Genomic DNA, 26,377 nt, shown 5'->3' on the forward strand with positions numbered 1-26,377 from the left:
CTAGCGCATCTGTATCAACACATCGCGGACTCGGTCGAGCGAGGGGTCGATGTCAGCCGCGTCGATGGCGCCATAGCCCATCAGGAGGCCGGCCTGCGGTGGTGATGACGCATAGAAGCCATCAAGCCGATAGAGCCCAACGTCCACACGCCGCGCCAGTGTGATGAGCACGCCCAAGTCGATCGGCCGTCGGCACAACGCCGCCATGTGGAAGCCGGCTGCGGCGGGAACGAGTTCGAACCAGGGCGCAAGGTCGTTGGCAAAGCGCTGCATCAGGCGCGCGCGACGCTCTGCATACCGCGCATGGCACCGGCGGATGTGCTTTTGCAGGCCACCCTCTTCAATGAATTTCGCCAGCGCCCATTGCGCAGGCACAGGGCTGTGCCAATCGGTGAGGTGCTTCGCGGTGGCAACTGCTTCGCGCACGGCGGGTGCCGCAATCAGGTATCCCATGCGAAGCTCGGGCGACAAGGTCTTGGAGAAAGTGCCGACGAAGGCGACGTTGCCATGCCGGTCCATGCTCTGCAGCGAATCGGTGGGGCGCCCCTCGTACCGGAATTCACTGTCGTAGTCGTCCTCGATGACGATCGCGCCCAGTGCCTGAGCGCGCGCCAACAGCGCTTCTCGGCGCGCCACGCTCATCGGCATGCCGAGCGGGAACTGGTGCGCCGGGGTCACGTAGATGAGCCGTGTGCCGTCGGGAATGTCGTCCACGACGATGCCCTCCGAGTCGACCGGCACGCCGACCACGCGTGCGCCCTGTGCGCTGAACAGATGTCGGGCCGGCGGGTAGCCCGGCTCCTCGACGGCGACGGTGCAGCCTGGCTCGACCAGCACGCGCGCCACAAGGTCGAGCGCCTGCTGCGCGCCGTTGGTCACCACGACGTCGAGTGCGCTGCAACGCACCCCGCGAGCGAACGCAGCATGCCGCGCGATCGCGTCGCGCAACTCACGCAAGCCTTCGGCGTCCCCGTAGAGCCCGCGCGAACGCGCACCCTGGCGCAGCGCCTGCGTGACGCAACGACGCCAGTCGGCGTGCGGGTAGAGCTGTCGGTCGGGCGCCCCGCCGATGTACTCGTAGCGCGCACTGCCTGCGGGCGCGGGATGGCGCAAGGGCGTGGGCATGTCGCGCCAACGTGCCGCCACGGCGGCGCCGGCGAGCGCCCGCCCGGCCGGCACTGCCTGCGCGCGCTGCACGCCATCGGCCACGAACGTCCCGCTGCCGACCTTGCCGGTCAGGAGCTTGTCCCAGGTGAGCCGGGCATAGGCCTCCGACACGGTCTTACGCGAGAGCCCCAACTGCTCGGCCAGCAGGCGCGAAGGCGGCAGCTTCTCGCCAGTGGCCAGGCGGCCGGCGCGGATCGCATCGCCGAGTTGCCGCACCAGCTGCCCGGTCAGGTCCTTGCCCCCCTCGATGACGACGTGCAACTCCATCGATTGGTCTCCTCAAATTCGTGCGGATTGGCCGCCGGCCAGGCGCTCCGGCGTTCCTAGCATGGAGCCACATTCAACCACCACTCCGAAGGAACATCACCATGGAACAACGTCTGGACTTCTACAAGGCTTCGCCGAACGCGATCAAGGCCCTCGTCGCATTGGAAGTCGCGATCGGCAAACTCGGACTGGAGCCCCGGCTGCTCGACCTGGTCCGACTGCGCGCCTCGCAGATCAACGGTTGCGCCTATTGCATCGACCTACACACCGCCGACCTGCGCAAGGCCGGCGAGACCGACCGCCGTATTGCAACTGTCAGCGTCTGGCACGAAACGCCTTTCTTCACCGAGCGGGAGCAGGCTGCACTGGCCTGGACCGAAGCCGTGACGCAAATCGCCCGGACCCACGCGCCTGACGGGGCGTACGAAGGACTGCGCGCGCAGTTCAGCGAAGCCGAGCAGGTGGACCTCACGCTGGCGATCAGCGCCATCAACAGCTGGAACCGCCTGTCGATCGGCTTTCGCAAAACGTTGACGGCTTGAGGACCGCCGTGGCCACGCTTCCGACATCCGGGTTCCCGGGCAGCGGCGCCCGCCTCGGCTTCTATGTGCTGATCGCGAGCCTGCCTTTCAGCGACTTCCTGCAGACTGGCATCGTCGCGTTCAATGCGGCCCCGGTGATGGGCGACCTCGGCGCCAGTCCGGAGGAGTACAGCATCATTGCCACGCTCTATGCCGTGGTCGCGATCGGCGTCATCGCCGGCCACCGCGAGCTCGTGGAGCGCCTCGGCTGGCGCAGGGTACTGCTGGGGTCCAGCGCGCTGTTCGGCCTCGGATCGCTGCTGTGCGCCGCCAGCGGCACGCTGGGCGCCTTCGCGCTGGGCCGCGTTTTGATGGCGCTGGGATGCGGGTCGTTCATGACGGCCGGACGCGTCCTGGTCAATCACATTCCGCCTTCCCCGCGCCGCTTCACCGGCATCAAGTTCTTTGCCGCCGGCCTCGCCTGGGGTGCGGTTGCCGGCCCCGTGCTGGCATCGACCGCGCTGGCCGCCCGCACCTGGCGTGCCGGCTTCGCGGCGCTGGTGCTGCCAGCCCTGTTGGTCGCATTGCTGGCGGCCCTCGTGCTGGACGACGGGCGGCCGGTGCGCCTGGCGAGCACGGCACGCACGCCAGGTCTTCCGATCGCGCTGCTCTCCCTCATGGGCGGCAGCTTCGTGCTCCTGCACGCGCTTGCCCAGTCGGGCTTCGATCACTTCGACCATCCGGCCGCACTTTGGGGCGGCTTGGCGATGGGTGCGGCAGTACTGGGACTCTTCGTCGCGTCCGGCAGCCGCGCTGCCACAGCGCTCATCGGCTTCCGGCCGTTGACGCAGTGGCGCTATCTCGTCGGACTGGGGGTGTTCACCGTGTGCTACCTGGTCCTGGGAGCCAACAACCTCATGCTCCCCGTGCTGTTACAGCGCGCACTCGGACTGCCATTAGAAATCGCCGGCCGCTACCTCGGCATGGGCGCCCTGGCGGGTGTGGCGAGCTGGATCGTGCTCTCGCGTCTCCTTCCCCGGCATCCAGCGCCGGCGCGCTACTACCTCGCAGGTTTCGGGGCATTGGCAGCATGCGGCTGGCAGCTGTCGCATTTGAGCGAAGGTGCCAATCCGTTCGAGAGCGCCTTGCCAGCGCTGATGTGCAACGGCGCCTTCATCATCCTCGCGCTCGCGACGACCGCGATGCAAACCTTTCAGACTGTCCAGCAGGACGAGCGCGTCTTCTCTCACGCCAACCAGGTGAAGAACATGCTCGCGCAGTTCGGAGTTGCCGCCGGCATGGCGCTCGCCACCTTGTGCATGCAATGGCGCAGCAGTGTGCGCTTCACCCATCTGAGCGAGAGTCTGTCGCCCTCGAACACAGCGTTTCAGGAAATGCTGGATCGCCTGACCCGACACTTCGCCGCTACGGCCGACCCTGTCGCCGCGCCGCGCATGGCGCTGGCCCAATTGGCGCAAATGGTGTCGCAGGAAGCAACGTTGATGGCTGTGCTCGACTACTTTTCTGTGATCACCGTACTCGCGCTGGCCTGCCTCACGCTGGTCGCCGTCGCGACAACATGGCAGTGGAAGTCGCACGCATGACTGCGTGAAAAAGATCAGGGTGCTCCACTCCCGCCCGAGAACCTCAGTTCACTTTCCCCGGAGATACCCAATGAAAAAAGCGCTCTACGCGTTGTCGCTCGTGGCCGCTTGCTCGGTCGCGCAAGCCCAGGAAACCTTCAAGATCGGCCTGATCGATCCGCTCAGCGGCCCGATGGCCGACGTGGGCAAGATCTTCGACAACCACCTGCGCTTCGCGGTGGACCAGATCAATGCCAAGGGCGGCGTGAACGGGGTGAAGTTCGAAGTCATCTCGTACGACAACAAGCTCTCGACCGCCGAGAGCCAGGCCGCACTGCAGACCGCAGCGGGCGCCGGCGTCAAGGCGGTGTTCGTCGGTGGCGGCTCGGCGGCGGCGGCGGCCGTGATCACTGCGGCCAACCGCAACAACGAGCGCAATCCCGACAAGCAGGTGCTGGTCTTCAACTATGGCGGCTACGACCCGGACCTGGTCGGCAAGCAGTGCTCGTTCTGGCACTTCCTGACCGATGCACAGGTCGCGATGCGCATGAAGGCGATGGCCGATTTCGTGAAGAAGACGCCGGACATCAAGAAGGTCTACTTCCTCAACCCCGACTACAGCTTCGGCCGCCAGTGGACCGCCTATGGCAAGCAACTGATCGGCGCCGCGCGTCCCGACGTGCAGTTCGTCGGCGAAGATTTCTTCCCGACCGGCTCGGTCAAGGACTTCTCGCCCTATATCGCCAAGATGAAGGCCGCCGGTGCCGACACCGTCGTCTCGGGCAACTGGGGCAACGACATGGCGCTGACGATTCGCGCCGCCGGCGACTCGGGCTACAAGCTGCGCATCCTGACGCATTCGAGCGCCAACAAGTCGACCATGATCGCGCTCTCCGCTGCCAAGACCGTGCGGCTCAGCATGGTCGGCGACTGGTTCCCGGGCGCCGACAACGCCGCGCTCGCGGCGCAGGCCGATGCGTTCGAGGCCAAGTACAAGGAGCCCTTCTATCTCGCACGCCTGTCGGTGGGCACCGAGCTGCTGGTCAAGGGCATCGAGAAGGCCAAGTCGACCGACCCGCTCAAGATCGCGCTCGCGCTGGAAGACTTGAGCTACAAGTCGGTGGTGGGCGACGTGCGCATGCGCAAGGACGACCATCAGTTCCTGTCGCCGCAGATCATCTACACCAGCCATCCGGTCGACGGCAAGCTGGTGAAGAAGGGCTTCGACGGCACCGACTACGGCTTCGTGAAGGAATCGCAATCGACGGCGCAGGAGCTCACGCTGCCCAACGAATGCACCATGAAACGTCCGGGTGCCTGAGTTGATGTCAACACGCCCCTGGATCAAGACTTATCCTGCCGGCACGAGCTGGCACGCGCCGCTCAGGCAAATGCCGCTGACGCAACTGCTGGGCAACGCCGTCGCGCGGTGGCCTGCGAACATCGCGCTGAACTACGAAGGGCGCGACTTCAGCTACGGTGAACTGGCCACGCTGTCGGACCGCATGGCGCAAGGGCTGCAACGCCTCGGCGTGCGGCCCGGCATGCACGTCGGGCTCTACCTGCCCAACACGCCGCACTACTTCATCAGCTTCTTCGCGGTGTTGAAGGCGGGTGCGACGGTCGTCAATTACTCGCCGCTCGATGCGGGCGCGGTGCTCAAGCACAAGATCGAGGACAGCCACACCGACCTCATCATCACGCTCGACGCACCGGGCCTCTTCTCGAAGATGGACGGGTTTCTCGGCAACACGCGCCTGAAGACGCTGGTGGTCGGCTCTGCCGGCGAATTCAATGCTGGCGCGCAGCCGGTCAGCACCGTCGCATGGGACGCGCAGCGCGTTCGCTTCGCCGACCTCCTGGTGGCGGGCGACGCTGCCTTCGTACCGCACACCGTGACCGAGCTCGGCGACGTCGCGGTGCTGCAGTACACCGGCGGCACCACCGGGCATCCCAAGGGCGCGATGCTCACGCACGCCAACCTGAGTTCGGCCGTTTCGCAGGTCTGGCACACGATGGTCGGCGCCGGCACGCTGACCGAAGGCGAAGAGCGCTTTCTGGCCGTGCTGCCGCTGTTCCACATCTATTCGCTGGTGGTGAACATGCTGTTCGGCCTCTCGATCGGCGCCGAGGTGATCCTGCAGCAGCGCTTCGAGCTGCAGGCCGCGCTGGACGAGATCGTGAAGCGCAAGGTCAGCGTGTTCCTCGGCGTGCCGACGATGTTCGTCGCCTTCACCGGCCATCCCGACATCGCGCGCACCGACCTGTCGTCGCTCAAGTTCTGCAACTCGGGCGGCGCGCCGATCGCGGCGGAGGTCTACGCGAACTTCGTGCGCATGGCGCAGTGCCGGCTGCAGGAAGGCTGGGGCATGACGGAAACCTGCACCATGGCGACATCCTCGCCCGGCGTCGGGGCGCATGTCGCGGGCTCCTGTGGCATCCCGGTGCCCGGCGTCGAGGTGAAGGTGATCGACCTGGTCGACCACGCCACCGAGGTACCGCTCGGCGAACGCGGCGAACTCTGCATCCGCGGGCCGAACGTCATGAAGGGCTACTGGAACAAGCCCGAAGCGACGGCCGAATCGATGACCGCCGGCGGGTACCTGCGCACCGGCGATGTCGGCTACATGACCGATGCCGGCTTCGTCTACATCGTGGACCGGACCAAGGACATGATGATTTGCGGCGGCTTCAACGTGTACCCGCGCAACATCGAAGAGGCGATCTACCGCCATCCGGCGGTCGAGGAAGTCATCGTGATCGGCGTGCCCGACGCCTACCGCGGCCAGTCGCCGAAAGCCTTCATCAAATACCGCGATGGCGCCACGCCGCTCTCGCTCGAGGAACTGCGCACGTTCCTGGTCGAGTATCTCGGCAAGCACGAGATGCTCCATGCGCTGGAGACGCGCTCCGAGCTGCCGAAGACGGCCGTCGGCAAGTTGTCGAAGAAGGACCTCTACGCCGAAGAAGCGGGCCGCTGATTCAGAAGCGGACGCCTGCATGCGCCGCCTGCACATGCAGCGCGCTCGCCTCCGGTCCGGCCGCGTCGTCGATCTGCGGGCCGGGCTGCAGGGTGGCCCGCTCGCGGCGGGATAACCATTCCCCGAACGATGTACTAGGGTTTACCCTAGACTCGCGATTCCAATCCACCGGAGTCGCTCCATGTTTACCCTCGTGATGTCTCTTGGCCTCGTCGCCGTCGTCGCTTTCAGCGGCTACACCTTCTCCCGCAAGATGGACGAACTGTTCGCCGACCGCCCCGCGCCGCCGGCGTCGGACACGCAATTCGGCTGATCCGCCGCCGGGTGTACCGGCGAAGCACCGTCACGCCGCCGGATCGCAGGACAATCCGGCGATGAGCAATTCCGTTTTTGCCCAGCTCGACTTCTGGGTCATGGTGGCGGTCTCGGCCGTCTTGCCGTTCGCGATCTATGCCGCCCTCCTCGCCACGCGGTCGGTTTCGCGCGTCACGGTGCTGATCCTCGGTTTCGTGATGGTGGCGATCGCCGGTTTCGATGTGTACTTCCTTCGCCACATCGCTGCGGTGGCGAAAGAAACGCCTTCGCTGGCCGATGACGCGCTCTTCGTCTCCGAAATCTCCTTTGCGCTGTACCTGTTCCCGCTGATGTTCGGAGGCATCGGCGTGAACCTGATTTCGCACATCCTCGTGAGCCATCTCGTGGGAGCCGAAAAGCGCTTCGCCAAGGAGCACCCGGACGACCGGCAGCGCTGACCGCGCGGCGCGTTCAGTACTTGATCGTGATGCCGGCCTTCACGCCGGTGTTGGCCTTGCCATCGGAATGCGCGCCGGCCGAAAACGAGGTGTTGCCGCCGGTGCTGGCACCCACCGAATACGTCGGCCGCTCTCCCGCCTTGTCGACGCCGGCATTGAGGCCGCTGCCGTCGGGCCGCTGCATCCCCACGGTCGCGCCGGTCGTGGTGGCGGAGTCTTCTGTCGAATTGACGTTCGGCGCCACGTAAACAGTGCCGGTGTCGCTGCTCTGGACGGGCAGTTTCACCTCCTCCGCGAATGCTGCAGCGTGGCAGGCAAGGAGCGAAAGGAGGATGAGGGGGGATCGAAGGATTGCACTCATGGCAGCTCGATGGTAGCGGCGAGCGGCACCCGGTCAATGCGCTCGTAGCTGCCGATCAAGACGGCACGGCCGGGCTGCGCCGCCACCTGGGCAATCGCTTCCCAAAGTCTCCGCACAGAGCCGGCATCCAGCGCGCTCGTCGGCTCGTCGAACAGGAGGAGCGGGCGGCTCGACCCCAGTGCCGCCGCCAGCCACACCTTGCGCTTCGAGCCCGTGGAAAGCATGTACATCGGCTTTTCGATGTGGGGCAGCAGGCCGAACCCATCGACCAGCGATTGCCAGCGCGATTCGTCGAACGCCGCATCGCCCTCGCGCAGCGTGGCAGTGCAGGCAAGGCCGGTGACCTGGTCGAAAACATCGGTGGTCGGGTCGACGAAGAAAACGTGGCGACGGTACCCTGCCGGGTCGGTCCTGGCGTCGGTACCGGCCAGCGCCAACCGCCCCTGCGCCGCCAGGTTCCCCGACAGCACGCGAAGCAGCGTCGACTTGCCGCTGCCTGTCTCGCCATACAGCAGCGTGACCCCTGGGCCGATGGCGTGCGACCAGTTCGCCACCAGCGGGGGGTCTGGCGCATAGGCAAAGCGCAGGTCGTGGATGTCGAGGACGGTGGCGCGGGTCGGCAAGTTCATGCCCCCACCGTACCGCAAGGCCGTCAGGCGCTGCGCAACTGCTCGCGCAGCTTGGCGCCGATGTCAGGCGTCTCCAGGAACGGATCGGCCGGATTCTTCATGGCCACGATGTTTTCCATGCGGCTCGTGATGTTGCCCAGCGCCCTCGGGCCCTGGTGGCTGAACACATAGAACTGGTTGTCGCTGATGGCCTTGAAGACCTTGTGTGCCACTTCGCCGGCGCTGACCTTGCCGCTGCTCACAGCCTTGTTGCTCATGGCCTGGCCGATGAGCTGGCTCTTGGTGAGCTCGCTGTCTTTGGGTGCGTTGGGCCGGTTGCGCTCGCTGCTTGTGATCGCGGTCGGCACGAAGTACGGACAAAGCACGCTGCAGCCCACCTGGTCGGTGACCAGCGCAAGGTCCTGGTACATCGTTTCGGTCAGGCTCACGACCGCCGCTTTGGCGGCGTTGTACACGCCCATGTTCGGCGCGGTCAGCAGGCCCGCCATACTGGCCGTGTTGGTGATGTGGCCCCGGTAGGCCGGGTCTTTGGCGGCGGCCTCGAGCATCATCGGCGTGAAGAGGCGCACGCCGTGCACCACGCCCATGACGTCGACGCCGAACACCCAGTCCCAGTCGGCCACGGTGTTTTCCCACACCAAGCCACCGGCGCCGACGCCGGCGTTGTTGAAGACGAAGTGCGGCGCGCCGAAGCGGTCCTTGACGTCGGCTGCGAGCTGCTCCATTTGCGCGGCGCTCGACACATCGACCTTGCGGGCGAGCACCTGCACACCAGCCGCTTCGATTTCGGCCCGGGCCTTGTCGAGCGCGTCCTGCTGCACGTCGACCAGCACGAGGTTCATGCCGCGAGCGGCGCCGATGCGCGCGCATTCGAGGCCGAAGCCCGAACCTGCGCCGGTGAGAACGGCGGTCTTGCCCTTGAAATCCTGAATCATTTGCCGGTGTCCTTGTCTCTTTCTGGGATAGAGCCGCTATTGAATGCCGGAAACGCGCGCGATGCAGTCACGAAGGTTCCCGCAGCTTCAGCACGTAGCCGATGCGCGGGAAATGAACGTGCACGGTGCCGACGCGATCCGTGGTGCGCTCCAGCGTGTAGTGCATGCGCGAGGCCGCGATGAGCGTGCCGGCGGTTTCTTCGAGCCCGAAGCTCTCGGCGCGGAGGCTGACGGCGCTGCCGAGCGGAATGCCATGGTCGTCCTGGAAGGTGCTGTCGCTGAGCAAGGAAGCTGGCGTGGCCGCTTGGGCGGCGGCGATGGCGTCATCGGCGCTGAACCTGTCGGGCGTGCCGTGGCCGATGGCGGCGATGCGGTCCATCCAGTCAAGCACCGCGGGGGTCAGGTCGAGGATGCCCTTCACCGCCTCGATGCGTCGCGTGTACCAGAGCGGGTGGTAAGCCGAGAAATCGGCGATGCACGGCACTTCGCCAAGCAGGTAGGGCTTGTCGTCGAGCATGTCGGAAAGGCGCCGCAGGTACGACTTGTAGGCGCTGGTGGCGTCGCCCGGGCGCAGCCGCGTCATGTTGCCCGTGGTCATCTTGCCGCGGTCTTCGCCAAAGGCTCGGGCTGCTTCGGGCGGCGCCGTGGCGAAGACTTCGGCCGCGCCCCGGGGCTGCAGGTTCCAGGCCATCGCGGCCCAGAAGAGCGTGGTGTCGGCCCATTGCGCCAGGATGCGCGACATGCCTTTTTCGGGCTCGGGATACAGCGTCGATTCAGGTTGCAAATGCTCGAGCACGTCGGCGATGAGTGCGCTGTCGCAATACATGTCGGCGCCGATCTGCAGGAACGGCGTCTTGCGGTAGCCGCCGGTGAGTTCCAGCACGTCGGGCTTGGGCATGATCGCCGGGATGAAGACAGACTTCCAGGGCAGCTTCTTCACGCCGAGGATGAGGCGGACTTTTTCGGAGAAAGGAGAAGTGACGTAATGGTGGAGGATGAGGTCGGCCATGGGTTTTGTCTTTCGTGGGAAGGGGTCCGGGCGAGGTGTCAACGGGGCATTGCGCGTTCGATGATGGCATCGAAATCGGCGCCCGTACCGAGCGTCCCGAACGCATGCCCCCAATCGCCGCCGAGCCGTGAGGCGCAAAAGGCATCGTGCACGGCAGCCGGCGCGGTCTGTACGAGCAGCGCAGCCTGAACGGCCAGCGCCACGTCTTGGGCGAGCCGGCGCGCTTCGGATTCGGTGGCCATGGCATCGATGCGCGCAGGCAGCGCGTCGGCCATCCGGTCGAACGCCGCGTGCTGCCCGCGAGCGGGAGCGAGTTCTTGTGCCAGTGCCGCGACGGCGTCGCCTTTTCGCAGGCCGCGCAGCAGGTCGAGCGCCATGATGTTGCCGGCACCTTCCCAGATCGAGTTGAGCGGCATCTCGCGGTAGATGCGCGCCATCACGCCCTCGCCGCCCTCCTCCACGTAGCCGTTGCCGCCGAGGCATTCCATCGCCTCTTGCGCGAAATGGCTGCCGCGCTTGCAGATCCAGAACTTGGCGACCGGCGTGAGGAGGCGCGCCATCAGCCGCTCGTGCGCATCGTCCGGCTTGTCGAACGCGCGCGCGAGGCGGATCGCGAGCGCGGTGGCGGCTTCGCTTTCGAGCGCCATGTCAGCCAGCACATTCTTCATGAGCGGCTGTTCGATCAGTGGCTTGCCGAACGCACTGCGCTGCGCCGTGTGGTTCAACGCGAGCGCGAGCGCCTGGCGCATCAGCCCGCTGGTGCCGAGGGCGCAGTCGAGTCGCGTCATCGTGCCCATCTCCAGGATCTGCGGAATACCCCGCCCCTCTTCGCCGATCAGCCACGCGTTGGCGCTGTGGAATTCGACCTCGGAACTCGCGTTGGCCTTGTTGCCGAGCTTGTCTTTCAGACGCTGGATGTGGATGGCGTTGCGGCTGCCGTCGGGCAGCACGCGCGGCAAGAAAAAGCAGCTCAATCCGGCGGGCGCCTGCGCGAGCACGAGGAATGCGTCGCTCATGGGCGCCGAAAAGAACCACTTGTGGCCGGTGATCTCATAGCGCTCGCCCCATCCATCGATGCCAACGCGCAAGGCACGCGTGGTGTTCGCGCGCACATCCGAACCGCCCTGCTTCTCGGTCATGCCCATGCCCATGGTCACACCGGGCTTTTCCGCAAAGGGCTTGAGCGCCGGGTCGTAGCCGAGACTGGCCAGCTTCGGGCCCCAGTCGGCATGCACGCCGGCATTGCTGCGCAGCGCCGGCGTGACCGCATAGCTCATCGAAATCGGGCACAGCATCGAAGGCTCGAGCTCGGTGAACAACATGAAGCCCGCGGCGCGCAGCACATGCGGCGAGGCGGACGTTCTCGTCCACGGCGTGCCATGCAGGCCGGCACCGACGGCAGCTTTCATCAGCGCGTGATAGCTGGGATGAAATTCCACCTCGTCGATCCGCCGGCCGAAGCGATCGTGCGTGTGCAGTTGCGGCGGATGCACATTGGCCAGCCGGGCGTGTTGCTGCATCTCGACGCTGCCGATCGTTTCACCGAGTTGGCGCAGAGCGCTCGTCTCCAGATGCGGTGCATTGAAGCGCAGCGCGTCCTGCAACGGGCGATGGGTGTCGAACAGGTTGTAGTCGACGAGCGGCGCGGGTTGATTGCAGACTTCGTGGGTCGGGTTCATGGGGCAAGAATGCCTCAATGCGGCGATGATGTCTGCATGCATTGCCTCGCTTTATTCCTGGTTTCCTGGTCGATCGCCACGGTCGCCGCTGCCGCACCGTCGGACCCCTGCGCCGATCGCGCCGTGCCCCCCGCGGCGCGCGCGATGGGCTTCACCCGTGCCGTGATCGACGTGTGCCCCAAGGCGACCGACATTTCGCCCGATGGACAGGGAAGCTTCAAGCTCTACAACGGTGCGATTTGGGACACCTTCCGGGCTCCACCCGACACGTATCGGACGGTGCCGGACGGGCTGGCCATCAAGCTGACCGGCGGCGTCACGACCCTCTCGCCTGTCGGCGCGCAGGGCACCTTGCCGACGCTGGCGGGTGACCGGGGATTCTTCGTGGAGTTCGAAACCTATCTCTCCAGCAACGACCGGGACCACTGGCCCGCCTTGTGGCTCATGCCGCGCGAACACAACCTCAGCCAGGGCGACGTGTATCCGGGCGATCCGAAAGACTTCCAGCGCTGGATGGAACTGGACGTCGACGAAGGCGGGTTCACCACGGGCTGGCTCGGCACCGTTCACAGCTGGACCGGCATCTGGCCCAAGCACCAGACCGAGCGCAGTCCCCACTGGGAACTGGGCCCGGTACTCGACCGCCGCCAGGTCCATACCTTCAGCGCGTCGTTCGAGCCCAGGACACTCAAGGTGGTCTGGTGGCTGGACGGCAAGAAAATCAGCGAGGCCGGTCCGCCGGCCGTTCCGAAAATCGCGCGACAGCAGAATTTCTATCTGCTGATGAATTCGCAGAGCCACGGCAAGAACATCCCCTACGAAATGATCGTGCGCCGGTTCCGCGCCTTCGTGCCGCCGCGTTAAATCAGCTTGACCAGCTGCTTGCCGAAGTTCTTGCCCTTCAGCAAGCCGAGGAAAGCTTCAGGTGCCGCCTCGATGCCCTGTGCGACCGACTCGCGCGGCTTGAGCTTGCCGCTGCCGACCAGCTGGCCGAGTTCGGCCAGCGCTTCGGGCCAGATCTCCATGTGCTCGCTGACGATGAAGCCTTCGAGCTTGACGCGGTTGATGAGGAACAACGCGGGGTTGGCGAGCGGCAGTGGCGCGCCGTCGTAGCCGGCGATCATTCCGCACATCGCGATGCGTGCGAACGCGTTCAGGCGCAGCATGACGGCATCGAAGATGTAGCCGCCGACGTTTTCGAAGTAGCCGTCGATGCCCTTGGGGCAGGCTTCCTTCAGCGCGGTGCTCATGCTCTTCACGTCCGGGTGCGCGCGGTAGTCGATGCACGCGTCGAAGCCGAGTTCGTCGGTCACATACTTGCACTTGTCCGGGCCGCCGGCGATGCCGACCACGCGGCAGCCACGCGCCTTGGCCAGCGCACCGAACGCGCTGCCGACCGCGCCGGAGGCAGCGGTGATGACGACGGTTTCGCCTTCCTTCGGCGCGATGATCTTCACCAGGCCGTACCAGGCGGTCACGCCCGGCATGCCGACGGCGCCGAGATAGTGCGACAGCGGCACGTGCGTGGTGTCGACCTTCTTCAGCGCGCCGGGCACCGAAGCATCGACCACGCTGTATTCCTGCCAGCCGCCGAAACCGACGACCTTGTCGCCCACCGCGTACTTCGGATGCTTGCTCTCGATCACTTCGCCCACGGTGCCCCCCTGGAACACGGCGCCGGTCGGCTGGTTCGCGGTGTAGCTCTTCGAGTCGTTCATGCGGCCGCGCATGTAGGGGTCGAGGCTCATGTAGTGATGGCGCACCAGCACCTGGTTGTCGGCGAGCGCGGGCGTTTCGACGCTCACCAGCTTGAAGTTGCTGGCGGTGGCTTCGCCTTCGGGGCGGTTGTCGAGGTGGATTTGCTTGTTGGTTGGCATGAGTGTCTCTTGTGGAAAAAATTCAGTCGGTCGACAGGGGCTGCAGGCTGTGAACGGTCTTGCCGTCGACGGGAAGCCGTTTCACGTATTTGAAGGTGCCGGTGGCGTGCGCGCAGGCACGGCCTTTTTCATCGTAGATCGTGGCCTCGGTAAAGGCCATCGTCGCGGTGCGGTGCATCAGCCGGCCTTTGGCCGCGAGCGGTCCGCGTGCGGGCTGCATGAAGCTGGTCTTCATCTCGATGGTGACCACGCCCATGTCGTTCTGCATGCTGCGCGCCGCCGCGGCCATGGTCACGTCCATCAGTGTCATGCAGGCGCCGCCGTGCGTGACGAAGAAACTGTTCAGGTGCTCGGGCGCCGCGGTGTAGTGCAACTCCGATTCGCCGTTCTCGAAGCGTTCGAGCGTGAAGCCAAGGTGGTCGACGAACGGGATCGCGACGCCAAAGGACAAACTCATGGTCAGGCTGCGCCGAGAACCACGCTCACGCCGCCGTCGACCGCCAGCCACTGGCCGGTGATGTGCTTTCCAGCATCGCTCGCGTACAGCAAGGTCAGGCCTTTCAGGTCTTCTTCATCGCCCAGGCGACGCAGCGGCGCGGCGTTGGCCATCTTTTCTTCGCCAATCGACTTGACCAATGCGCTCGCCATCTTCGTCATGAAGAAGCCCGGGCAAATGGCGTTCACGTTGATGCCGTACTTCCCCCACTCGGCAGCCAGGGTCTGCGTGAAGCCGATGACCGCCGTCTTGGAGGTGTTATAGGCCAGCGTCTGCATCTCGGGGGGATTGCCGTTCAGGCCTGCGATCGACGCAATGTTGATGATCTTGCCGGCCTTCTTCGGGATCATGTAAGCGTTGGCGACCTGCTGCGCGAGGATGAAATAGCCGCGCACGTTGAGGTTCATCACCTTGTCCCAGGCCGCCACCGGATGGCTTTCGGCCGGGGCGCCCCAGCTCGCGCCGGCGTTGTTCACGAGGATGTCGATCGCGCCCATGCGCTCGAGCGTCTGGTCGGCCAGCCGGCGCGTGTCTTCTTCTTTGGAGCAGTCGGCTGCGATCCAGCGCGCGTCGATGCCGGCGGCCTGCAGTTCGGCGGCCGCCTGTTCGAGGTCTTCCGCCTTGCGCGAGCTCAGCATGATCTTCGCGCCGGCTTCGCCGAGCGCATGCGCCATCTGCAGGCCGAGACCGCGCGAGCCACCGGTGATGAGTGCAGTCTTGCCGGTGAGATCGAAAAGCTGTTGCGTGGTACGAGGGGTCATGCGGGTGTCTCCGGCAAAAAGATGAATTCAGGAAATCGAATAGTCGAAGACGCTGCGCGACTCACGCAACGTGCCGAGCGTGGCCGCGACCTGCTTGTGCGTCGGATGGACCAGATAGGCCTCGAGTGCGGCAGCATCGTCGAACACCGAGTACAGCACCACGTCGTGATTGGCCTCGAAGCCTTCGGCACGCGTGGCGATCTCGAACTCGCGCATGCCGGGCACCAGGCCCTTGCAGCGCTCGAGTTCGGCCTTGAAACGCGGCGCCGTGGAAGCGTCGATCAGCTTCCACATCACGATGTGCTTGATCATTTCGGGTCGTTGAAGCGTGATCGAACGTAGATCAGCACCACGCCGACGGCGACGGCAATGGCGCCCGGCGCGGCCAGCAGCCAGCCGGTCACAGCCTCGCTTCTGCCGGTGGCGATGCCGAGGATGAACAGGAACAACCCTGCATAGATCAGGATCCAGATCCACTTCTCTAGGCGTGCGTGCGGCTTGGGCGGCGCGCTGGATTTGAGCTGGGGCATGTAACTTCCGGTGGTCATCAAAAAGCCTCTTCGGGCAAAGCGGTGCAGGTGGGATCGCGGCTTTCGACCACGTTGAGCCAAGCACCGATTTTGGGTAGTTCGTAGTGAAAGAAATAGGCGGTGGCGCCCGTTCGTCCTGCGGTGGCAGCCTTCGATTTTGCAGCATCGATCGCGAGCGCTCTGTGCGCGACGTCAAGCCAGATCCAGGCCAGCACCGTGTGGCCGAAGGCTTGCATATACGGCACGGCGTTTGCCAGGGCATCGGCCGGGTCGCCCGTCGACCAGGCCGCCTCGGTCGCGCTGCCGATGCGTTGCAGTGCCTCGCTCAGCGCCTTGGCGTGGTGAGCCAGCTCGGGCACCTCGGCCGCGCGGCCGATCGTATCGGTGATGCGGCCGGCCAACAGCGTCAGGCCGCGGCCGCCCTCCATCAGCACCTTGCGGCCCAGCAGGTCAGCGGCCTGGATGCCGTGCGTGCCCTCATGGATCATGTTGAGGCGGTTGTCGCGCCAGTACTGCTCCACCGGAAAATCACGGGTGTAGCCGTAGCCGCCGTGGACCTGGATCGCCAGCGAATTCGCCTCCAGGCACCACTCGCTCGGCCAGCTCTTGGCGATCGGCGTGAGCACCTCGAGCAGCAGCCGCGCATCGTCGGCGCCCTGCGCATCGCCGGTCTTCTGTTCGTCGACCAGCCGGGCGCAGTAGAGCTCGAGCGCCAGCGCGCCTTCACAGTACGCCTTCTGCGCGAGCAGCATGCGGCGCACGTCGGCGTGTTCGATGATGCGCACCTGCGGGCTCGCGGAGTCCTTGCCGACCGCGCTGCCCGAGCCGTCGGTCGGCTTCTTGACGAGCCGGCCTTGCGGCCGCGCCTTGGCGTAGTCGAGCGAGGCGTAGTAGCCGGCCATGCCCAGCATGGTCGCCGCGGTGCCGACACCGATGCGCGCTTCATTCATCATGTGGAACATGCAGTGCAGGCCCTTGCCGGCCTGGCCGACCAGGTAGCCGACCGCCCCGGCCTGGCCATCCACCGGGAACTTGCCCTCGCCGAAGTTGAGCAGCGTGTTGGTGGTGCCGCGCCAGCCGAGCTTGTGGTTGAGGCCGGCCAGCGCCACGTCGTTGCGTTCGCCGGTGAGTTGGCCTGCTGTGTCGACCATTTTCTTGGGCACGATGAACAGCGAGATGCCGCGGGTGCCCGGCACCAGCTTGCCGTTCTCGTCCGGAATCTTCGCCAGCACGATGTGCACGATGTTTTCGGTGAGCTCGTGGTCGCCCGCCGAGATCCACATCTTGTTGCCCGTGAGCCGGTAACGCGGCCCGAGCGGATCGTCCTGAAAGTCCTCGCCGTCGGGCACCGCGCGTGTTGCCACGTCGCTCAGCGACGAGCCGGCCTGCGGCTCGGACAGGCACATCGTGCCGGCCCAGCGGCCCGAAAATTCATTCTTCGCGAACACTTCCTTCTGCATGTCGGTGCCGTGCACCAGCAAGAGGTTGGCGTTGCCGCTGGTCAGCATGTTCGAGCCGATGCTCACCGAGGCCATCGCGAAGAAGCTGCTCGCGGCCGCCTGCAGGGTGTAGGGCAGCTGCATGCCGCCGATGTCGTAGTCCTGCGCCGCGCTCATCATTCCGGAGTCGACGAAAGCCTTGTGCGCATCGTGCGTGGCTTGCGGCAGGATCACCTTCTCACCGTCGAAATGCGGCTCTTGCATGTCGACCGTGCGGTTGTGCGGCGCGTACTTGTCGCGCGCAATGCGCTCGCAGGTGTCGAGCACCGCGTCGAAAGTTTCGCGCGAGTGGTCGGTGAAGCGATCGCGCTGATTCAGCGACTCGGCATCGAGCCAGTCGTAGAGCAAAAAGTCGAGTGTGGGGCGCAGGCTCATGATCGGATCTCGGTGTGGAGGTCAGCGACCGCTGCGCGGCCGCCAACCATCGGCCGGCGAAGCCCGGCCCGTTCGTGAAACACCGCGGTTCCGGCTCTGCCGGTCCGCCGGTGTTGCCCCCGGAAGGGGGAAGGCGCAGCGGACACGAAGTGCCGCGCAGCCTGGGGGCGAATCAAATGACTTCGAACACGCCCGCAGCGCCCATGCCGCCGCCGATGCACATCGTCACCAGCACCTTCTTGGCACCGCGGCGCTTGCCTTCGATGAGCGCATGGCCCGTCAGGCGTTGGCCGCTCACACCGTACGGGTGACCCACGGCGATCGCGCCGCCGTCCACGTTCAGGCGGTCGGCCGGAATGCCGAGCTTGTCGCGGCAGTAGATCACCTGCACCGCGAAGGCTTCGTTCAGTTCCCACAGGTCGATGTCGTTGACCGTGAGGCCGAGGCGCTTGAGCACCTTGGGAATCGCGAAAACCGGGCCGATGCCCATTTCGTCAGGCTCGCAACCGGCCACGGCGAAGCCGAGGAAACGGCCGATGGGCTTCAGGCCCTTTTGCTCGGCGTACTTTTCGTCGACCAGCACGCAGGCGCCGCCGCCGTCCGAGAACTGGCTGGCGTTGCCGGCCGAAATCAGGCCGCCGGGCATGGCCGAGCGGATGCCGCTGATGCCTTCCTTGGTGGTGCCGGCGCGGATGCCTTCGTCGTTCTCGATGGTGACTTCCTTGGTGCGCAGACCCAGCACCGCGTCGGCAACGCCGGCCAGCACGGTGATCGGGGCGATCTCTTCCTTGAAACGGCCGGCTTCCAGCGCGGCGGTGGCCTTCTGCTGGCTGGCAGCGCCGTACTCGTCCATCGCATCGCGGCCGATGTTGTAGCGCTTGGCGACCTGCTCGGCCGTTTGCAGCATGTTCCAGTAGATCTCGGGCTTGTTCTTCACCAGCCACGGGTCGGTCATCATGTGCTTGTTGGCTTCGTTCTGGACGCACGAGATGCTCTCGACGCCACCCGCCACGTAGACCTCGCCCTCGCCCGCGATGATGCGTTGCGCTGCGGTGGCAATGGTCTGCAGGCCCGACGAGCAGAAACGGTTGATGGTCATGCCCGAGGTCGTGATGGGCAGGCCGGCGCGCAGTGCGATCTGGCGCGCGATGTTGGCGCCGGTCGCGCCTTCGGGCGTCGCACAACCCATGATCACATCGTCGACCGAGGCCGGGTCGATGCCGGCGCGCTGCACGGCGTGCTGGACCGCGTGGCCGCCAAGCGTGGCGCCATGGGTCATGTTGAAGGCGCCTTTCCAGCTCTTGGCGAGCGGGGTGCGGGCGGTGGAGACGATGACGGCGCTGGTCATGGGTGGTTTCCTTTGAAGAGGGTTGAACGGGGGGTGAACGGGGCTACCGGGACTGCGCGGCATTGCGCAACAAGTGGTGATAGAACTGGATCATCTCGGCGTAGTTCGCAATGGCGAGACGCTCGTTGGTGCCGTGGAAACGGGCGAGGTCTTCGGCCTTCACGCGAACCGGCGAGAAGCGGTAAACAGAGGCGCTCAGCGCGCTGAAATGGCGCGAGTCGGTGGCGGCGGTCATGAGGCCCGGCGCGACCACGGCATCGCTGAACACCTCGCGCACCGTCTTCTGGATCGCGAGATAGCCCGCGCTGTCGGTCGGCGATATCGGCGAGGGCTCCGAGTTGCCGGGGTAGGCCTTGACCTGGATCGCGTCGTTGCCAAGCGCCTTGCGAAGATGCGCTTCGACGCTCGCCAGCGAGTCGCCCGGCAGCACGCGAAAATTCACTGCGGCCTCGACGCGGCCGGGCAAGACGTTGTCCTTGTTGCCGGCCCGAACGATCGTCAGCGCGGTGGTCGTGCGCAGCATGGCGTTGCTGCTCGGGCTTTTTTCGAGTTGCCCCGCGACCAGCGGCCCGGTGAGCCACAGATTGGACAGCATCACGCGGTTCACGCCGCTCATTTCAGGCGCCAACGTGCCGAACATGTCGCCGGCCACGCCTTTGATACCGCCGGGCATCGGTGTCGCTTCGAGCCGTGCCAGCGCGGCGCTCATCAAGCCGATCGCGCTGTGGGTCGGCGGCATCGACGAATGGCCCGGCGCGGTGTCGAGCGACAGGAAGAAGGTGCCGTAGCCTTTTTCGGCGAGGCCGATCAACGCTGCGGGTTTGGAGAGGCCGGGCAACACGCCGTCAAGCACGAGCAGCCCTTCGTCGAGCACCCAGTCGAGCTGGACGCCGCGGGATTTCAGCAGCTCGGCGATCGGCAGCGCACCGCGCAGGCCACTCACCTCTTCGTCGTCGCCCATCACCAGGTAGACGGTTTGCCTCGGCTTGAAGCCGGCGCCGACCAAGCCTTCGATGGCTTCCATTTGCGCGAACAGGTTGCCCTTGTTGTCGAGCGTGCCGCGACCCCAGATATAGCCGTCCTTGATCTCACCGCTGAAAGGATCGACGCTCCAGGCCTTCTCGGTACCGGGCGCGATCGGCACCATGTCCTGATGCGCCATCAGCGCGATCGGTTTGGCGGCAGGATCGGTGCCGGCCCATGTGAAAAGCAGCGCCTTCTGGCCCACCACTTCCTTCTTCAGGGTGGCGTGAACCTTGGGGAACTCTTGTGCGAGATAAGCGTGCAGCCTGTCGAACTCAGCGTTGTTGCCCGAGATGTCGTCCAGGCTGGACACCGTGCGAATGGGGATCGCGCCAGCCAGCCGCTTCGCGGCCGCGTCGACGTCGATATCGAATGTGGGCGCGGGCGCCACCGCGAGCTGTCGCGATGGCGTGCGCCAGGTGTTGACGGCGACCGCAGCCACCAGTGCCACAAGCACCAGCAACAGTCCGAGCAAAACGCGTTTGATCATGGGTCGCGGTGTGATTGCCGTCGGAAGACGCTTCAGCTGAAGCTCTTCCCCTCCCCCACCAGCTTCTGAATCAACGCCGCCGGCTGCCAGAACGCCGCATCGTCGCGCGGATTCTTCGCAAAGCGCTTCATCGACTCGGCCACGTTGTACAGACCCACCTGCCCTGCGTAGTGCATCGGGCCCCCACGGAAGATCGGGAAGCCGTAGCCCGTCAGGTACACCATGTCGATGTCGCCCGCCTTGCTGGCGATGCCGTCTTCCAGGATGTGCGCGCCTTCGTTGACCAGCGCATAGACCAGGCGCTGGACGATCTCTTCGTCGGAGATCTTGCGCGGGGTGATGCCCAGTTCCTTTCGGTGGTCCTCGATCATCTTGGTGACCAGGTCGCTCGGGATGGCGTCGCGCTTGCCGGCCTGGTAGTCGTACCAGCCGGCGCCGGTCTTCTGGCCGAAGCGCCCGAGTTCGCAGAGCTTGTCGGCCGTGCGGCTGTATTTCATGTCGGCGCGTTCGCTGGCGCGGCGCTTTCGGATGGCCCAGCCGATGTCGTTGCCGGCCAGGTCGCCCATGCGGAAGGGGCCCATGGCGAAGCCGAATTTCTCGACGGCCTTGTCCACTTGCTGGGGGGTGGCGCCTTCGTCGAGCAAAAAGCCGGCCTGGCGGCTGTACTGCTCGATCATGCGGTTGCCGATGAAGCCGTCGCAGACGCCGGAGACGACGGCCGTCTTCTTGATCTTCTTGCCAATGGCCATGACGGTGGCCAGCACATCCTTGGCGGTGTGCTTGCCGCGCACGACTTCCAGCAGTTTCATGACGTTGGCAGGACTGAAGAAGTGCATGCCGACGACGTCTTGCGGACGTTTCGTGAAGGCAGCGATCTTGTCCACGTCGAGGGTGGAGGTGTTGGAGGCGAGGATGGCGCCGGGCTTGGCGACACGGTCGAGTTCGTTGAAGACTTTTTCCTTGACGCCGAGTTCTTCGAAGACGGCTTCGATGATGAGGTCGCAGTCCTTGAGGTCGTCGTAGCTGAGGGTGGTGGACAGGAGCGCCATGCGCTGGTCGTATTTGTCTTGCTTCAGCTTGCCGCGCTTGACCTGGGATTCGTAGTTCTTCTTGATGGTGGCGAGGCCGCGGTCCAGGGCTTCCTGCTTCATTTCCAGGATCTTGACGGGGATGCCGGCGTTGAGGAAGTTCATGGAGATGCCGCCGCCCATGGTGCCGGCGCCGATGACGCCGACAGTCTTGATGTCGCGCTTGGGGGTGTCTTCGGGGACGTCGGGGATGCGCGATGCTGCACGCTCGGCCATGAAGAGATGACGCAGCGACAGCGACTCGGGCGTGAACATCAGCGCGGTGAAGAGGCGACGTTCTTCGGCCATGCCCGCGTCGAACTTCATCGTGGTCGCGGCCTGCACAGCATCGACGCACTTGAGCGGCGCCGGGTAGTTCTTCGACATGCCACCGACCATGTTCTTGGCGAACTGGAAGTAAGCATCGCCTTGCGGATGCTTGCACGGCAGATTGCGCACCAGCGGCAGCGCATCACCGGTCTTGCCGGCGACCGATTTGGCAAACGCAATGGCTTCGTCCATCAGCGATTCGGGCGATGCCGCGAGCTTGTCGAACAGCTTCTGGCCCGGCGCGGATGCCAGCAGTTCGCTCTTCACGGCTTCGCCGCTGACGATCATGTTGAGGGCGGTTTCCACGCCAAGTACGCGCGGCAGGCGCTGCGTGCCGCCGGCGCCCGGCAGCAAGCCGAGCTTGACTTCGGGCAGTGCGACGCTGGTGCCCGGCGAGACGACGCGATAGTGGCAGCCGAGCGCCAGTTCGAGACCGCCGCCCATGCACACGCTGTGGATCGCCGCCACGACGGGTTTTTGCGACGCTTCGAGCGCGAGGATGACGCTCAGCAGATTCGGCTCCTGCAGCGCCTTGGGCGTGCCGAACTCCTTGATGTCGGCGCCACCCGAGAAGGCCTTGCCGGCGCCGGTGATGACGATGGATTTGACCGCGTCGTCGCCCAGTGCCTTGGACAGACCATCGGTGATTCCCTGGCGTGTCGAGAAACCGAGACCGTTGACCGGGGGATTGGTCATGGTGATCACGGCGACATCGCCGAGCACTTTGTATTCAGCCGTCATGCTGCGTTCCTTGGGTTGGGGAAAAAATGGGAAGAGCGAGTGAGGGAGCGAGCCGCCGGTGGCGTGTGGCGCACACGTTGCCTCCAAAAAGCACGAGTGTTCTTTTTTGTGAAATTCTAGGCGTTTTCGGACGCCTAGCAACCGCCCGCAGTCGCTGCCGGGACAAGCAGTAACCCGCTCAGACTTCGAGCCATTCCTTGCGGGTGGTCGCATCGGCGCGCAGGCTGTCCGGGGTGCCGTCGAACACGATGCTGCCGTGCCCCATCACGAGTGCGCGATCGGAGATGCGCATCGCAATGGTCAGCTTCTGCTCGATCAACAGGACGGAGACGCCCTTGTCCTTGAGCGTCTTCAAATACTGCCCCACCAACTCGACGATCTTGGGTGCGAGACCTTCGGTCGGCTCGTCGATGATGATGAGATCCGGGTCACCCATGAGCGTGCGACACAGCGTCAGCATCTGCTGCTCGCCGCCCGACAGCACACCGGCCTCGGTGTGCTCGCGCTCCTTCAAGCGCGGGAACATCTCATACATGTCCTTGAAGGTCCAGCGGCTGCCCTTGCCGGTGCCCTTCTGGCCCAGCAGCAGGTTCTGGTGCACCGTCAACTTCGGAAAAATATCGCGGTTCTCGGGCACGTAGCCGATGCCGAGGTGGGCGATCTCATACGCCTTGCTGCGCAGAATATCCTTGCCCTTCCAGTGAATCTGCCCTTCGGCGTGCACCAGTCCCATGATGGCCTTGGCCGTGGTCGAACGCCCCGAGCCGTTGCGCCCGAGCAGCGCCACGATTTCGCCGGCGCCGACCTCGAAAGAAACGCCGTGCAACACGTGGCTCTTGCCGTAGTAGCCGTGAATGTCTTGTAGTTTCAGCATGTCAGTGTCCTGCCTGGGCGTCTGCCACGGATGAGCCGAGATACGCCTCCTGCACCTTCGGATTCGCGCGCACCGCGTCGGGCGTGTCGAAGGCGATCACTTCGCCGTAGACGACCACCGCGATCTTGTCGGCCAGGCCGAACACCACGCCCATGTCGTGCTCCACCGTGAGCAGCGTCTTGCCGACAGTGATTTGCTTGATCAGCGCGATGAAATGCGCCGTCTCGGTCTTGCTCATGCCGGCCGTTGGTTCGTCCAGCAAGATCACGCTGGCGCCGCCGGCGATCGTCACGCCGATCTCGAGCGCGCGTTGCTCGGCGTACGTCAGGTTGACGGCATGCACATCGCGCTTTTTCTCGAGACCGACCTGGCGCATCAGCTCCTCGGTCTTCTCGTTGGCGTCGTGCAGGTTCGAGAGAAAGCGCAGGAAGGTGTAGCCATAGCCGAGGCTCCACAACACGCCGCAGCGCAGGTTCTCGAAAACGCTCAGCTTCGGAAAGATGTTGGTGATCTGGAAGCTGCGCGCGAGGCCCAGCCGGTTGATCTCGTACGGCTTCTTGCCGTCGATGCGTTGGCCGTTCAGCAGGACTTCGCCGCTGCTCGGATTGAGTCGCCCGCTGATGAGGTTGAACAGCGTCGATTTGCCGGCGCCGTTCGGTCCGATCACCGCAATGCGCTCGCCCGCGTTCACCGCGAGGTCAACCCCGCGAATGATGTCGGTCTTGCCGAAGCTCTTGCGCAAGTCCTTGAGTTCGAGTGAATAGGTCATGCAAGCTCCCGCCGTTTGATCTCGGCTTCAATTTCTTCCTGGGCCTGGCCCCAGACCCCCACGAAACGGCGGCGCACGATTTCGAACAGGCCGATGCCCACCACGAGCAATGCGCTCGCGACGACCCAGGTGGTCGGTGACGCGGTGTTGAGCTCGAAGCCGCCGAGCTTGACGATTGGTCCCAGCGCGGCGTTCAGCTGCATGTGATAGATCATCTCCACGATGGCTGCGGCGCCCGCGACCATGAGGAGCGCCGTGGCCGCGAGGCCGGCGTACAACGCATAGAACCGCTTGAACTTGCCGAACAGCGCCACCCGCACGTTCATCATGATCAGGCTCGCCACGCCGCCCGGCGCGAACATCACCATCAGCAGGAACACCAGGCCGAGGTAGAGCAACCACGCCTTGCTGAGCTCGGACAACAGCACCGATGCGAACACCAGCAGCACTGCACCGATGATCGGGCCGAAGAAGAACACCGCGCCGCCCAGGAAAGTGAACAGCAGGTAGCCGCCTGAGCGTGCGCCGTTCAGGCTGTCGACCGCGTTCACGATCTCGAAGTTGATCGCTGCCAACCCGCCGCCGACGCCGGCAAAAAAGCCGGCGATGATGAAGGCGAAGTAGCGCACGTACTGCGTGTTGTAGCCGATGAATTCGACCCGCTCCGGGTTGTCGCGCACCGCATTCAGCATGCGGCCGAGCGGCGTGCCGGTGAAGGCGAACATCAGGGCCGTGCAGATGAAGCAGTACACCGCGATCAGGTAATAGACCTGGCTTTGCGGGCCGAAGGTCATGCCGAAAAACGGCGTGCCGTAGACGCGGTTGGTGGTGATGCCGCCTTCGCCGCCGAAGAAGGTCGGGAACATCAGCGCCATGGCAGCGACCAGTTCGCCGAGGCCCAGCGTGATCATCGCGAACGTGGTGCCCGACTTCTTGGTGCTCACATAGCCGAACAGCACGGCGAAGAACATCCCGCCGAGGCCGCCGATCAGCGGGATCAGCACCAGCGGCACCGGCAGGCTGCCCTTGGAGGCGAGGTTCATCGTGTGGATCGCGATGAACGACCCGAGCCCGACGTAGACGGCATGGCCGAAACTGAGCATGCCGCCCTGCCCCAGCAACATGTTGTAGCTGAGGCAGATGATGATCAGGTAACCGATCTGCGACAGCATGGTCAGCGCCAGGCTGCTTTTGAAGATCATGGGCGCGACGATGAGCGCGATCGCGAACAGCGACCACACCAACAGGCGGCCAATGTTGAGCGGTTTGAAGCTGTAGTACTTCGTGGTTGAGGTGGTCATGGCGTCAGTCCTCCCGAGTGCCGAGAAGGCCCTTCGGCCGGAATATCAGGATCAGCACCAAGAACAGGTACGGCAGGATCGGCGCGACTTGCGAGATCGTCAGCTTGAGCAATTCGTAGCCGTAGGTCTGCTCGGTGACGGCCACACCGACTGCTTGCAGCGCCGTCGCGAGCGACTGGTCCATCGCCACCGCGAAGGTCTGCACCACGCCGATTAGGAGCGACGCGAGGAACGCCCCGGCCAGCGACCCCATGCCGCCGACCACCACCACCACGAAGATGATCGAGCCGACCGAAGCGGCCATGGCCGGCTCCGTCACATAGGTGTTGCCGCCGATCACGCCGGCCAGGCCCGCCAGCGCGGCGCCCCCGCCAAACACCAGCATGAAGATGCGCGGGACGTTGTGGCCGAGCGATTCGACCATTTCGGGATGCTTCAGCGCCGCCTGGATGACGAGACCGATGCGGGTGCGGGTGAGCAGCAGCCAGACCGACACCAGCATCAGCAACGCGACCAGCATGATGAAAGAGCGGGACTTCGGAAATTGCGTGCCATAGATCGTGAACAGCGGGCCTTGCAATTGCTCCGGCAGGCCGTACGGCACCGTCGAGCGTCCCCAGACCAGCTGCACCACCTCAAGAATCAAGTACGACAGACCGAAGGTCACCAACAGCTCGGGCACGTGGCCGAACTTGTGAACGCGGCGCAGGCTGTACCGCTCGAAAGCCGCACCCATCACGCCGACCAGCAGCGGCGCCAGAACCAACGCCGGCCAGAAACCCACGATGCCCGACAGGGTGTATGCCAGATAGGCGCCCACCATGTAGAAACTGGTATGGGCGAAATTGAGGACGCCCATCATGCTGAAAATCAGCGTCAGGCCCGAACTCAGCATGAACAACAGCAAGCCGTAGCTCACGCCGTTGAGCAGCGAAATAACAAAAAATTCGACGTTCATCGGACTCCCGGAATCACATCCTCGAAAAAAAGGCCCGAAGGGTGAGATCGGGCC

26 protein-coding genes are annotated in these 26,377 nt (G+C 64.9%); 7 read left to right on the forward strand and 19 right to left on the reverse strand.

The genetic code is table 11. The features are described 5' to 3' along the window. Window positions 1-1,434 (reverse strand): MocR-like pyridoxine biosynthesis transcription factor PdxR, encoded by a 1,434-nt coding sequence (gene pdxR, locus AX767_RS20020; RefSeq protein ID WP_068632924.1) that lies wholly within the window; start codon window positions 1,432-1,434, stop codon window positions 1-3. A gap of 101 nt (window positions 1,435-1,535) precedes the next feature. On the opposite strand from pdxR, the gene AX767_RS20025 reads away from it, so the two are divergent. From AX767_RS20025 to AX767_RS20045, 6 genes are all read left to right on the forward strand, one after another. Continuing rightward, on the forward strand, window positions 1,536-1,976 hold the full coding sequence (locus AX767_RS20025; RefSeq protein WP_068632926.1) for a carboxymuconolactone decarboxylase family protein: 441 nt from the start codon (window positions 1,536-1,538) through the stop codon (window positions 1,974-1,976). Between the two features lie 8 nt (window positions 1,977-1,984). Beyond that, a complete protein-coding gene (locus AX767_RS20030) occupies window positions 1,985-3,559 on the forward strand; it encodes an MFS transporter (protein WP_068632928.1) in 1,575 nt (524 codons plus the stop codon). Window positions 3,560-3,629: 70 nt separating this feature from the next. After that, complete coding sequence (locus tag AX767_RS20035; protein WP_068632929.1) at window positions 3,630-4,859, forward strand: branched-chain amino acid ABC transporter substrate-binding protein; 1,230 nt, start codon at window positions 3,630-3,632, stop codon at window positions 4,857-4,859. A 4-nt stretch (window positions 4,860-4,863) separates the two neighbouring features. Beyond that, the gene (locus tag AX767_RS20040; protein WP_068633950.1) at window positions 4,864-6,519 is read left to right on the forward strand and encodes a long-chain-fatty-acid--CoA ligase; all 1,656 of its coding nucleotides are present in this window, start codon (window positions 4,864-4,866) and stop codon (window positions 6,517-6,519) included. A 181-nt stretch (window positions 6,520-6,700) separates the two neighbouring features. Then, the gene (locus AX767_RS22085; RefSeq protein ID WP_257721702.1) at window positions 6,701-6,832 is read left to right on the forward strand and encodes a hypothetical protein; all 132 of its coding nucleotides are present in this window, start codon (window positions 6,701-6,703) and stop codon (window positions 6,830-6,832) included. Window positions 6,833-6,893: 61 nt separating this feature from the next. Next, window positions 6,894-7,271, forward strand: a complete 378-nt coding sequence (locus AX767_RS20045) for a hypothetical protein (RefSeq protein WP_068632931.1) — start codon at window positions 6,894-6,896, stop codon at window positions 7,269-7,271. A 13-nt stretch (window positions 7,272-7,284) separates the two neighbouring features. Here AX767_RS20045 and AX767_RS20050 read toward each other — a convergent pair whose 3' ends face one another. From AX767_RS20050 to AX767_RS20070, 5 genes are all read right to left on the reverse strand, one after another. Continuing rightward, window positions 7,285-7,557 carry a hypothetical protein gene (locus AX767_RS20050; RefSeq protein ID WP_237288506.1) on the reverse strand — a complete coding sequence of 91 codons (273 nt, stop codon included), beginning with the start codon at window positions 7,555-7,557 and terminating at the stop codon, window positions 7,285-7,287. 71 nt (window positions 7,558-7,628) lie between these two features. Then, window positions 7,629-8,261, reverse strand: a complete 633-nt coding sequence (locus AX767_RS20055) for an ABC transporter ATP-binding protein (RefSeq protein WP_068632934.1) — start codon at window positions 8,259-8,261, stop codon at window positions 7,629-7,631. Between the two features lie 23 nt (window positions 8,262-8,284). Further along, a complete protein-coding gene (locus tag AX767_RS20060; RefSeq protein ID WP_068632936.1) occupies window positions 8,285-9,196 on the reverse strand; it encodes an SDR family oxidoreductase in 912 nt (303 codons plus the stop codon). Between the two features lie 67 nt (window positions 9,197-9,263). After that, window positions 9,264-10,205, reverse strand: a complete 942-nt coding sequence (locus tag AX767_RS20065; protein ID WP_068632938.1) for a glutathione S-transferase family protein — start codon at window positions 10,203-10,205, stop codon at window positions 9,264-9,266. A 38-nt stretch (window positions 10,206-10,243) separates the two neighbouring features. Continuing rightward, entirely contained in the window at window positions 10,244-11,884 is a 1,641-nt protein-coding gene (locus AX767_RS20070) for an isovaleryl-CoA dehydrogenase (protein ID WP_068632940.1), read from the reverse strand. A 36-nt stretch (window positions 11,885-11,920) separates the two neighbouring features. Here AX767_RS20070 and AX767_RS20075 point away from each other — a divergent pair, with 36 nt between their 5' ends. Next, window positions 11,921-12,748 carry a hypothetical protein gene (locus tag AX767_RS20075; RefSeq protein WP_068632942.1) on the forward strand — a complete coding sequence of 276 codons (828 nt, stop codon included), beginning with the start codon at window positions 11,921-11,923 and terminating at the stop codon, window positions 12,746-12,748. On the opposite strand, the gene AX767_RS20080 is transcribed toward AX767_RS20075, so the two are convergent. The 13 genes from AX767_RS20080 to AX767_RS20140 form a co-directional block, all read right to left on the reverse strand. Next, a complete protein-coding gene (locus AX767_RS20080) occupies window positions 12,745-13,761 on the reverse strand; it encodes an NADP-dependent oxidoreductase (protein ID WP_068632944.1) in 1,017 nt (338 codons plus the stop codon). The genes AX767_RS20075 and AX767_RS20080 overlap by 4 nt on opposite strands. A 22-nt stretch (window positions 13,762-13,783) precedes the next feature. Then, on the reverse strand, window positions 13,784-14,218 hold the full coding sequence (locus tag AX767_RS20085; RefSeq protein ID WP_068632945.1) for a PaaI family thioesterase: 435 nt from the start codon (window positions 14,216-14,218) through the stop codon (window positions 13,784-13,786). A 2-nt stretch (window positions 14,219-14,220) separates the two neighbouring features. Continuing rightward, complete coding sequence (locus AX767_RS20090; RefSeq protein ID WP_068632947.1) at window positions 14,221-15,018, reverse strand: SDR family oxidoreductase; 798 nt, start codon at window positions 15,016-15,018, stop codon at window positions 14,221-14,223. Between the two features lie 27 nt (window positions 15,019-15,045). After that, entirely contained in the window at window positions 15,046-15,330 is a 285-nt protein-coding gene (locus AX767_RS20095; protein ID WP_068632949.1) for a Dabb family protein, read from the reverse strand. Then, entirely contained in the window at window positions 15,327-15,566 is a 240-nt protein-coding gene (locus AX767_RS20100; protein WP_068632951.1) for a hypothetical protein, read from the reverse strand. The genes AX767_RS20095 and AX767_RS20100 overlap by 4 nt, the downstream gene beginning before the upstream one ends. After that, a complete protein-coding gene (locus tag AX767_RS20105; protein ID WP_068632952.1) occupies window positions 15,566-17,422 on the reverse strand; it encodes an acyl-CoA dehydrogenase in 1,857 nt (618 codons plus the stop codon). The genes AX767_RS20100 and AX767_RS20105 overlap by 1 nt, the downstream gene beginning before the upstream one ends. A gap of 172 nt (window positions 17,423-17,594) precedes the next feature. Beyond that, entirely contained in the window at window positions 17,595-18,770 is a 1,176-nt protein-coding gene (locus AX767_RS20110) for an acetyl-CoA C-acyltransferase (RefSeq protein ID WP_068632954.1), read from the reverse strand. Window positions 18,771-18,813: 43 nt separating this feature from the next. Beyond that, window positions 18,814-20,283: a M20 family peptidase gene (locus tag AX767_RS20115; RefSeq protein WP_068632956.1), complete on the reverse strand. Its 1,470-nt coding sequence runs from the start codon at window positions 20,281-20,283 to the stop codon at window positions 18,814-18,816. Window positions 20,284-20,315: 32 nt separating this feature from the next. Then, window positions 20,316-22,421 (reverse strand): 3-hydroxyacyl-CoA dehydrogenase NAD-binding domain-containing protein, encoded by a 2,106-nt coding sequence (locus AX767_RS20120; RefSeq protein WP_068632958.1) that lies wholly within the window; start codon window positions 22,419-22,421, stop codon window positions 20,316-20,318. 178 nt (window positions 22,422-22,599) lie between these two features. Then, window positions 22,600-23,295: an ABC transporter ATP-binding protein gene (locus AX767_RS20125; protein ID WP_068632960.1), complete on the reverse strand. Its 696-nt coding sequence runs from the start codon at window positions 23,293-23,295 to the stop codon at window positions 22,600-22,602. A 1-nt stretch (window position 23,296) separates the two neighbouring features. Further along, entirely contained in the window at window positions 23,297-24,064 is a 768-nt protein-coding gene (locus AX767_RS20130) for an ABC transporter ATP-binding protein (RefSeq protein ID WP_068632962.1), read from the reverse strand. Next, window positions 24,061-25,365: a branched-chain amino acid ABC transporter permease gene (locus tag AX767_RS20135; protein ID WP_068632964.1), complete on the reverse strand. Its 1,305-nt coding sequence runs from the start codon at window positions 25,363-25,365 to the stop codon at window positions 24,061-24,063. Before AX767_RS20135 ends, AX767_RS20130 begins: the two co-directional genes overlap by 4 nt. A gap of 4 nt (window positions 25,366-25,369) precedes the next feature. Beyond that, a complete protein-coding gene (locus tag AX767_RS20140) occupies window positions 25,370-26,323 on the reverse strand; it encodes a branched-chain amino acid ABC transporter permease (RefSeq protein WP_068632965.1) in 954 nt (317 codons plus the stop codon). Between the last annotated feature and the right edge of the window lie 54 nt (window positions 26,324-26,377).

The sequence above is a fragment of the Variovorax sp. PAMC 28711 genome (genome assembly GCF_001577265.1).
Lineage (GTDB): Bacteria > Pseudomonadota > Gammaproteobacteria > Burkholderiales > Burkholderiaceae_C > Variovorax.

Coding starts and splice junctions, on each gene's coding strand:
- AX767_RS20085 (WP_068632945.1), bottom strand. CDS start 14,218: ATGAGTTTGTCCTTTGGCGTCGCGATCCCGTTCGTCGACCACCTTGGC.
- AX767_RS20025 (WP_068632926.1), top strand. CDS start 1,536: ATGGAACAACGTCTGGACTTCTACAAGGCTTCGCCGAACGCGATCAAG.
- AX767_RS20075 (WP_068632942.1), top strand. CDS start 11,921: ATGCATTGCCTCGCTTTATTCCTGGTTTCCTGGTCGATCGCCACGGTC.
- AX767_RS22085 (WP_257721702.1), top strand. CDS start 6,701: ATGTTTACCCTCGTGATGTCTCTTGGCCTCGTCGCCGTCGTCGCTTTC.
- AX767_RS20140 (WP_068632965.1), bottom strand. CDS start 26,323: ATGAACGTCGAATTTTTTGTTATTTCGCTGCTCAACGGCGTGAGCTAC.
- AX767_RS20110 (WP_068632954.1), bottom strand. CDS start 18,770: ATGACCAGCGCCGTCATCGTCTCCACCGCCCGCACCCCGCTCGCCAAG.
- AX767_RS20090 (WP_068632947.1), bottom strand. CDS start 15,018: ATGACCCCTCGTACCACGCAACAGCTTTTCGATCTCACCGGCAAGACT.
- AX767_RS20065 (WP_068632938.1), bottom strand. CDS start 10,205: ATGGCCGACCTCATCCTCCACCATTACGTCACTTCTCCTTTCTCCGAA.
- pdxR (WP_068632924.1), bottom strand. CDS start 1,434: ATGGAGTTGCACGTCGTCATCGAGGGGGGCAAGGACCTGACCGGGCAG.
- AX767_RS20045 (WP_068632931.1), top strand. CDS start 6,894: ATGAGCAATTCCGTTTTTGCCCAGCTCGACTTCTGGGTCATGGTGGCG.
- AX767_RS20055 (WP_068632934.1), bottom strand. CDS start 8,261: ATGAACTTGCCGACCCGCGCCACCGTCCTCGACATCCACGACCTGCGC.
- AX767_RS20100 (WP_068632951.1), bottom strand. CDS start 15,566: ATGACCACCGGAAGTTACATGCCCCAGCTCAAATCCAGCGCGCCGCCC.
- AX767_RS20095 (WP_068632949.1), bottom strand. CDS start 15,330: ATGATCAAGCACATCGTGATGTGGAAGCTGATCGACGCTTCCACGGCG.
- AX767_RS20135 (WP_068632964.1), bottom strand. CDS start 25,365: ATGACCACCTCAACCACGAAGTACTACAGCTTCAAACCGCTCAACATT.
- AX767_RS20035 (WP_068632929.1), top strand. CDS start 3,630: ATGAAAAAAGCGCTCTACGCGTTGTCGCTCGTGGCCGCTTGCTCGGTC.
- AX767_RS20060 (WP_068632936.1), bottom strand. CDS start 9,196: ATGATTCAGGATTTCAAGGGCAAGACCGCCGTTCTCACCGGCGCAGGT.
- AX767_RS20040 (WP_068633950.1), top strand. CDS start 4,864: ATGTCAACACGCCCCTGGATCAAGACTTATCCTGCCGGCACGAGCTGG.
- AX767_RS20120 (WP_068632958.1), bottom strand. CDS start 22,421: ATGACGGCTGAATACAAAGTGCTCGGCGATGTCGCCGTGATCACCATG.
- AX767_RS20080 (WP_068632944.1), bottom strand. CDS start 13,761: ATGCCAACCAACAAGCAAATCCACCTCGACAACCGCCCCGAAGGCGAA.
- AX767_RS20105 (WP_068632952.1), bottom strand. CDS start 17,422: ATGAGCCTGCGCCCCACACTCGACTTTTTGCTCTACGACTGGCTCGAT.
- AX767_RS20125 (WP_068632960.1), bottom strand. CDS start 23,295: ATGCTGAAACTACAAGACATTCACGGCTACTACGGCAAGAGCCACGTG.
- AX767_RS20115 (WP_068632956.1), bottom strand. CDS start 20,283: ATGATCAAACGCGTTTTGCTCGGACTGTTGCTGGTGCTTGTGGCACTG.
- AX767_RS20070 (WP_068632940.1), bottom strand. CDS start 11,884: ATGAACCCGACCCACGAAGTCTGCAATCAACCCGCGCCGCTCGTCGAC.
- AX767_RS20130 (WP_068632962.1), bottom strand. CDS start 24,064: ATGACCTATTCACTCGAACTCAAGGACTTGCGCAAGAGCTTCGGCAAG.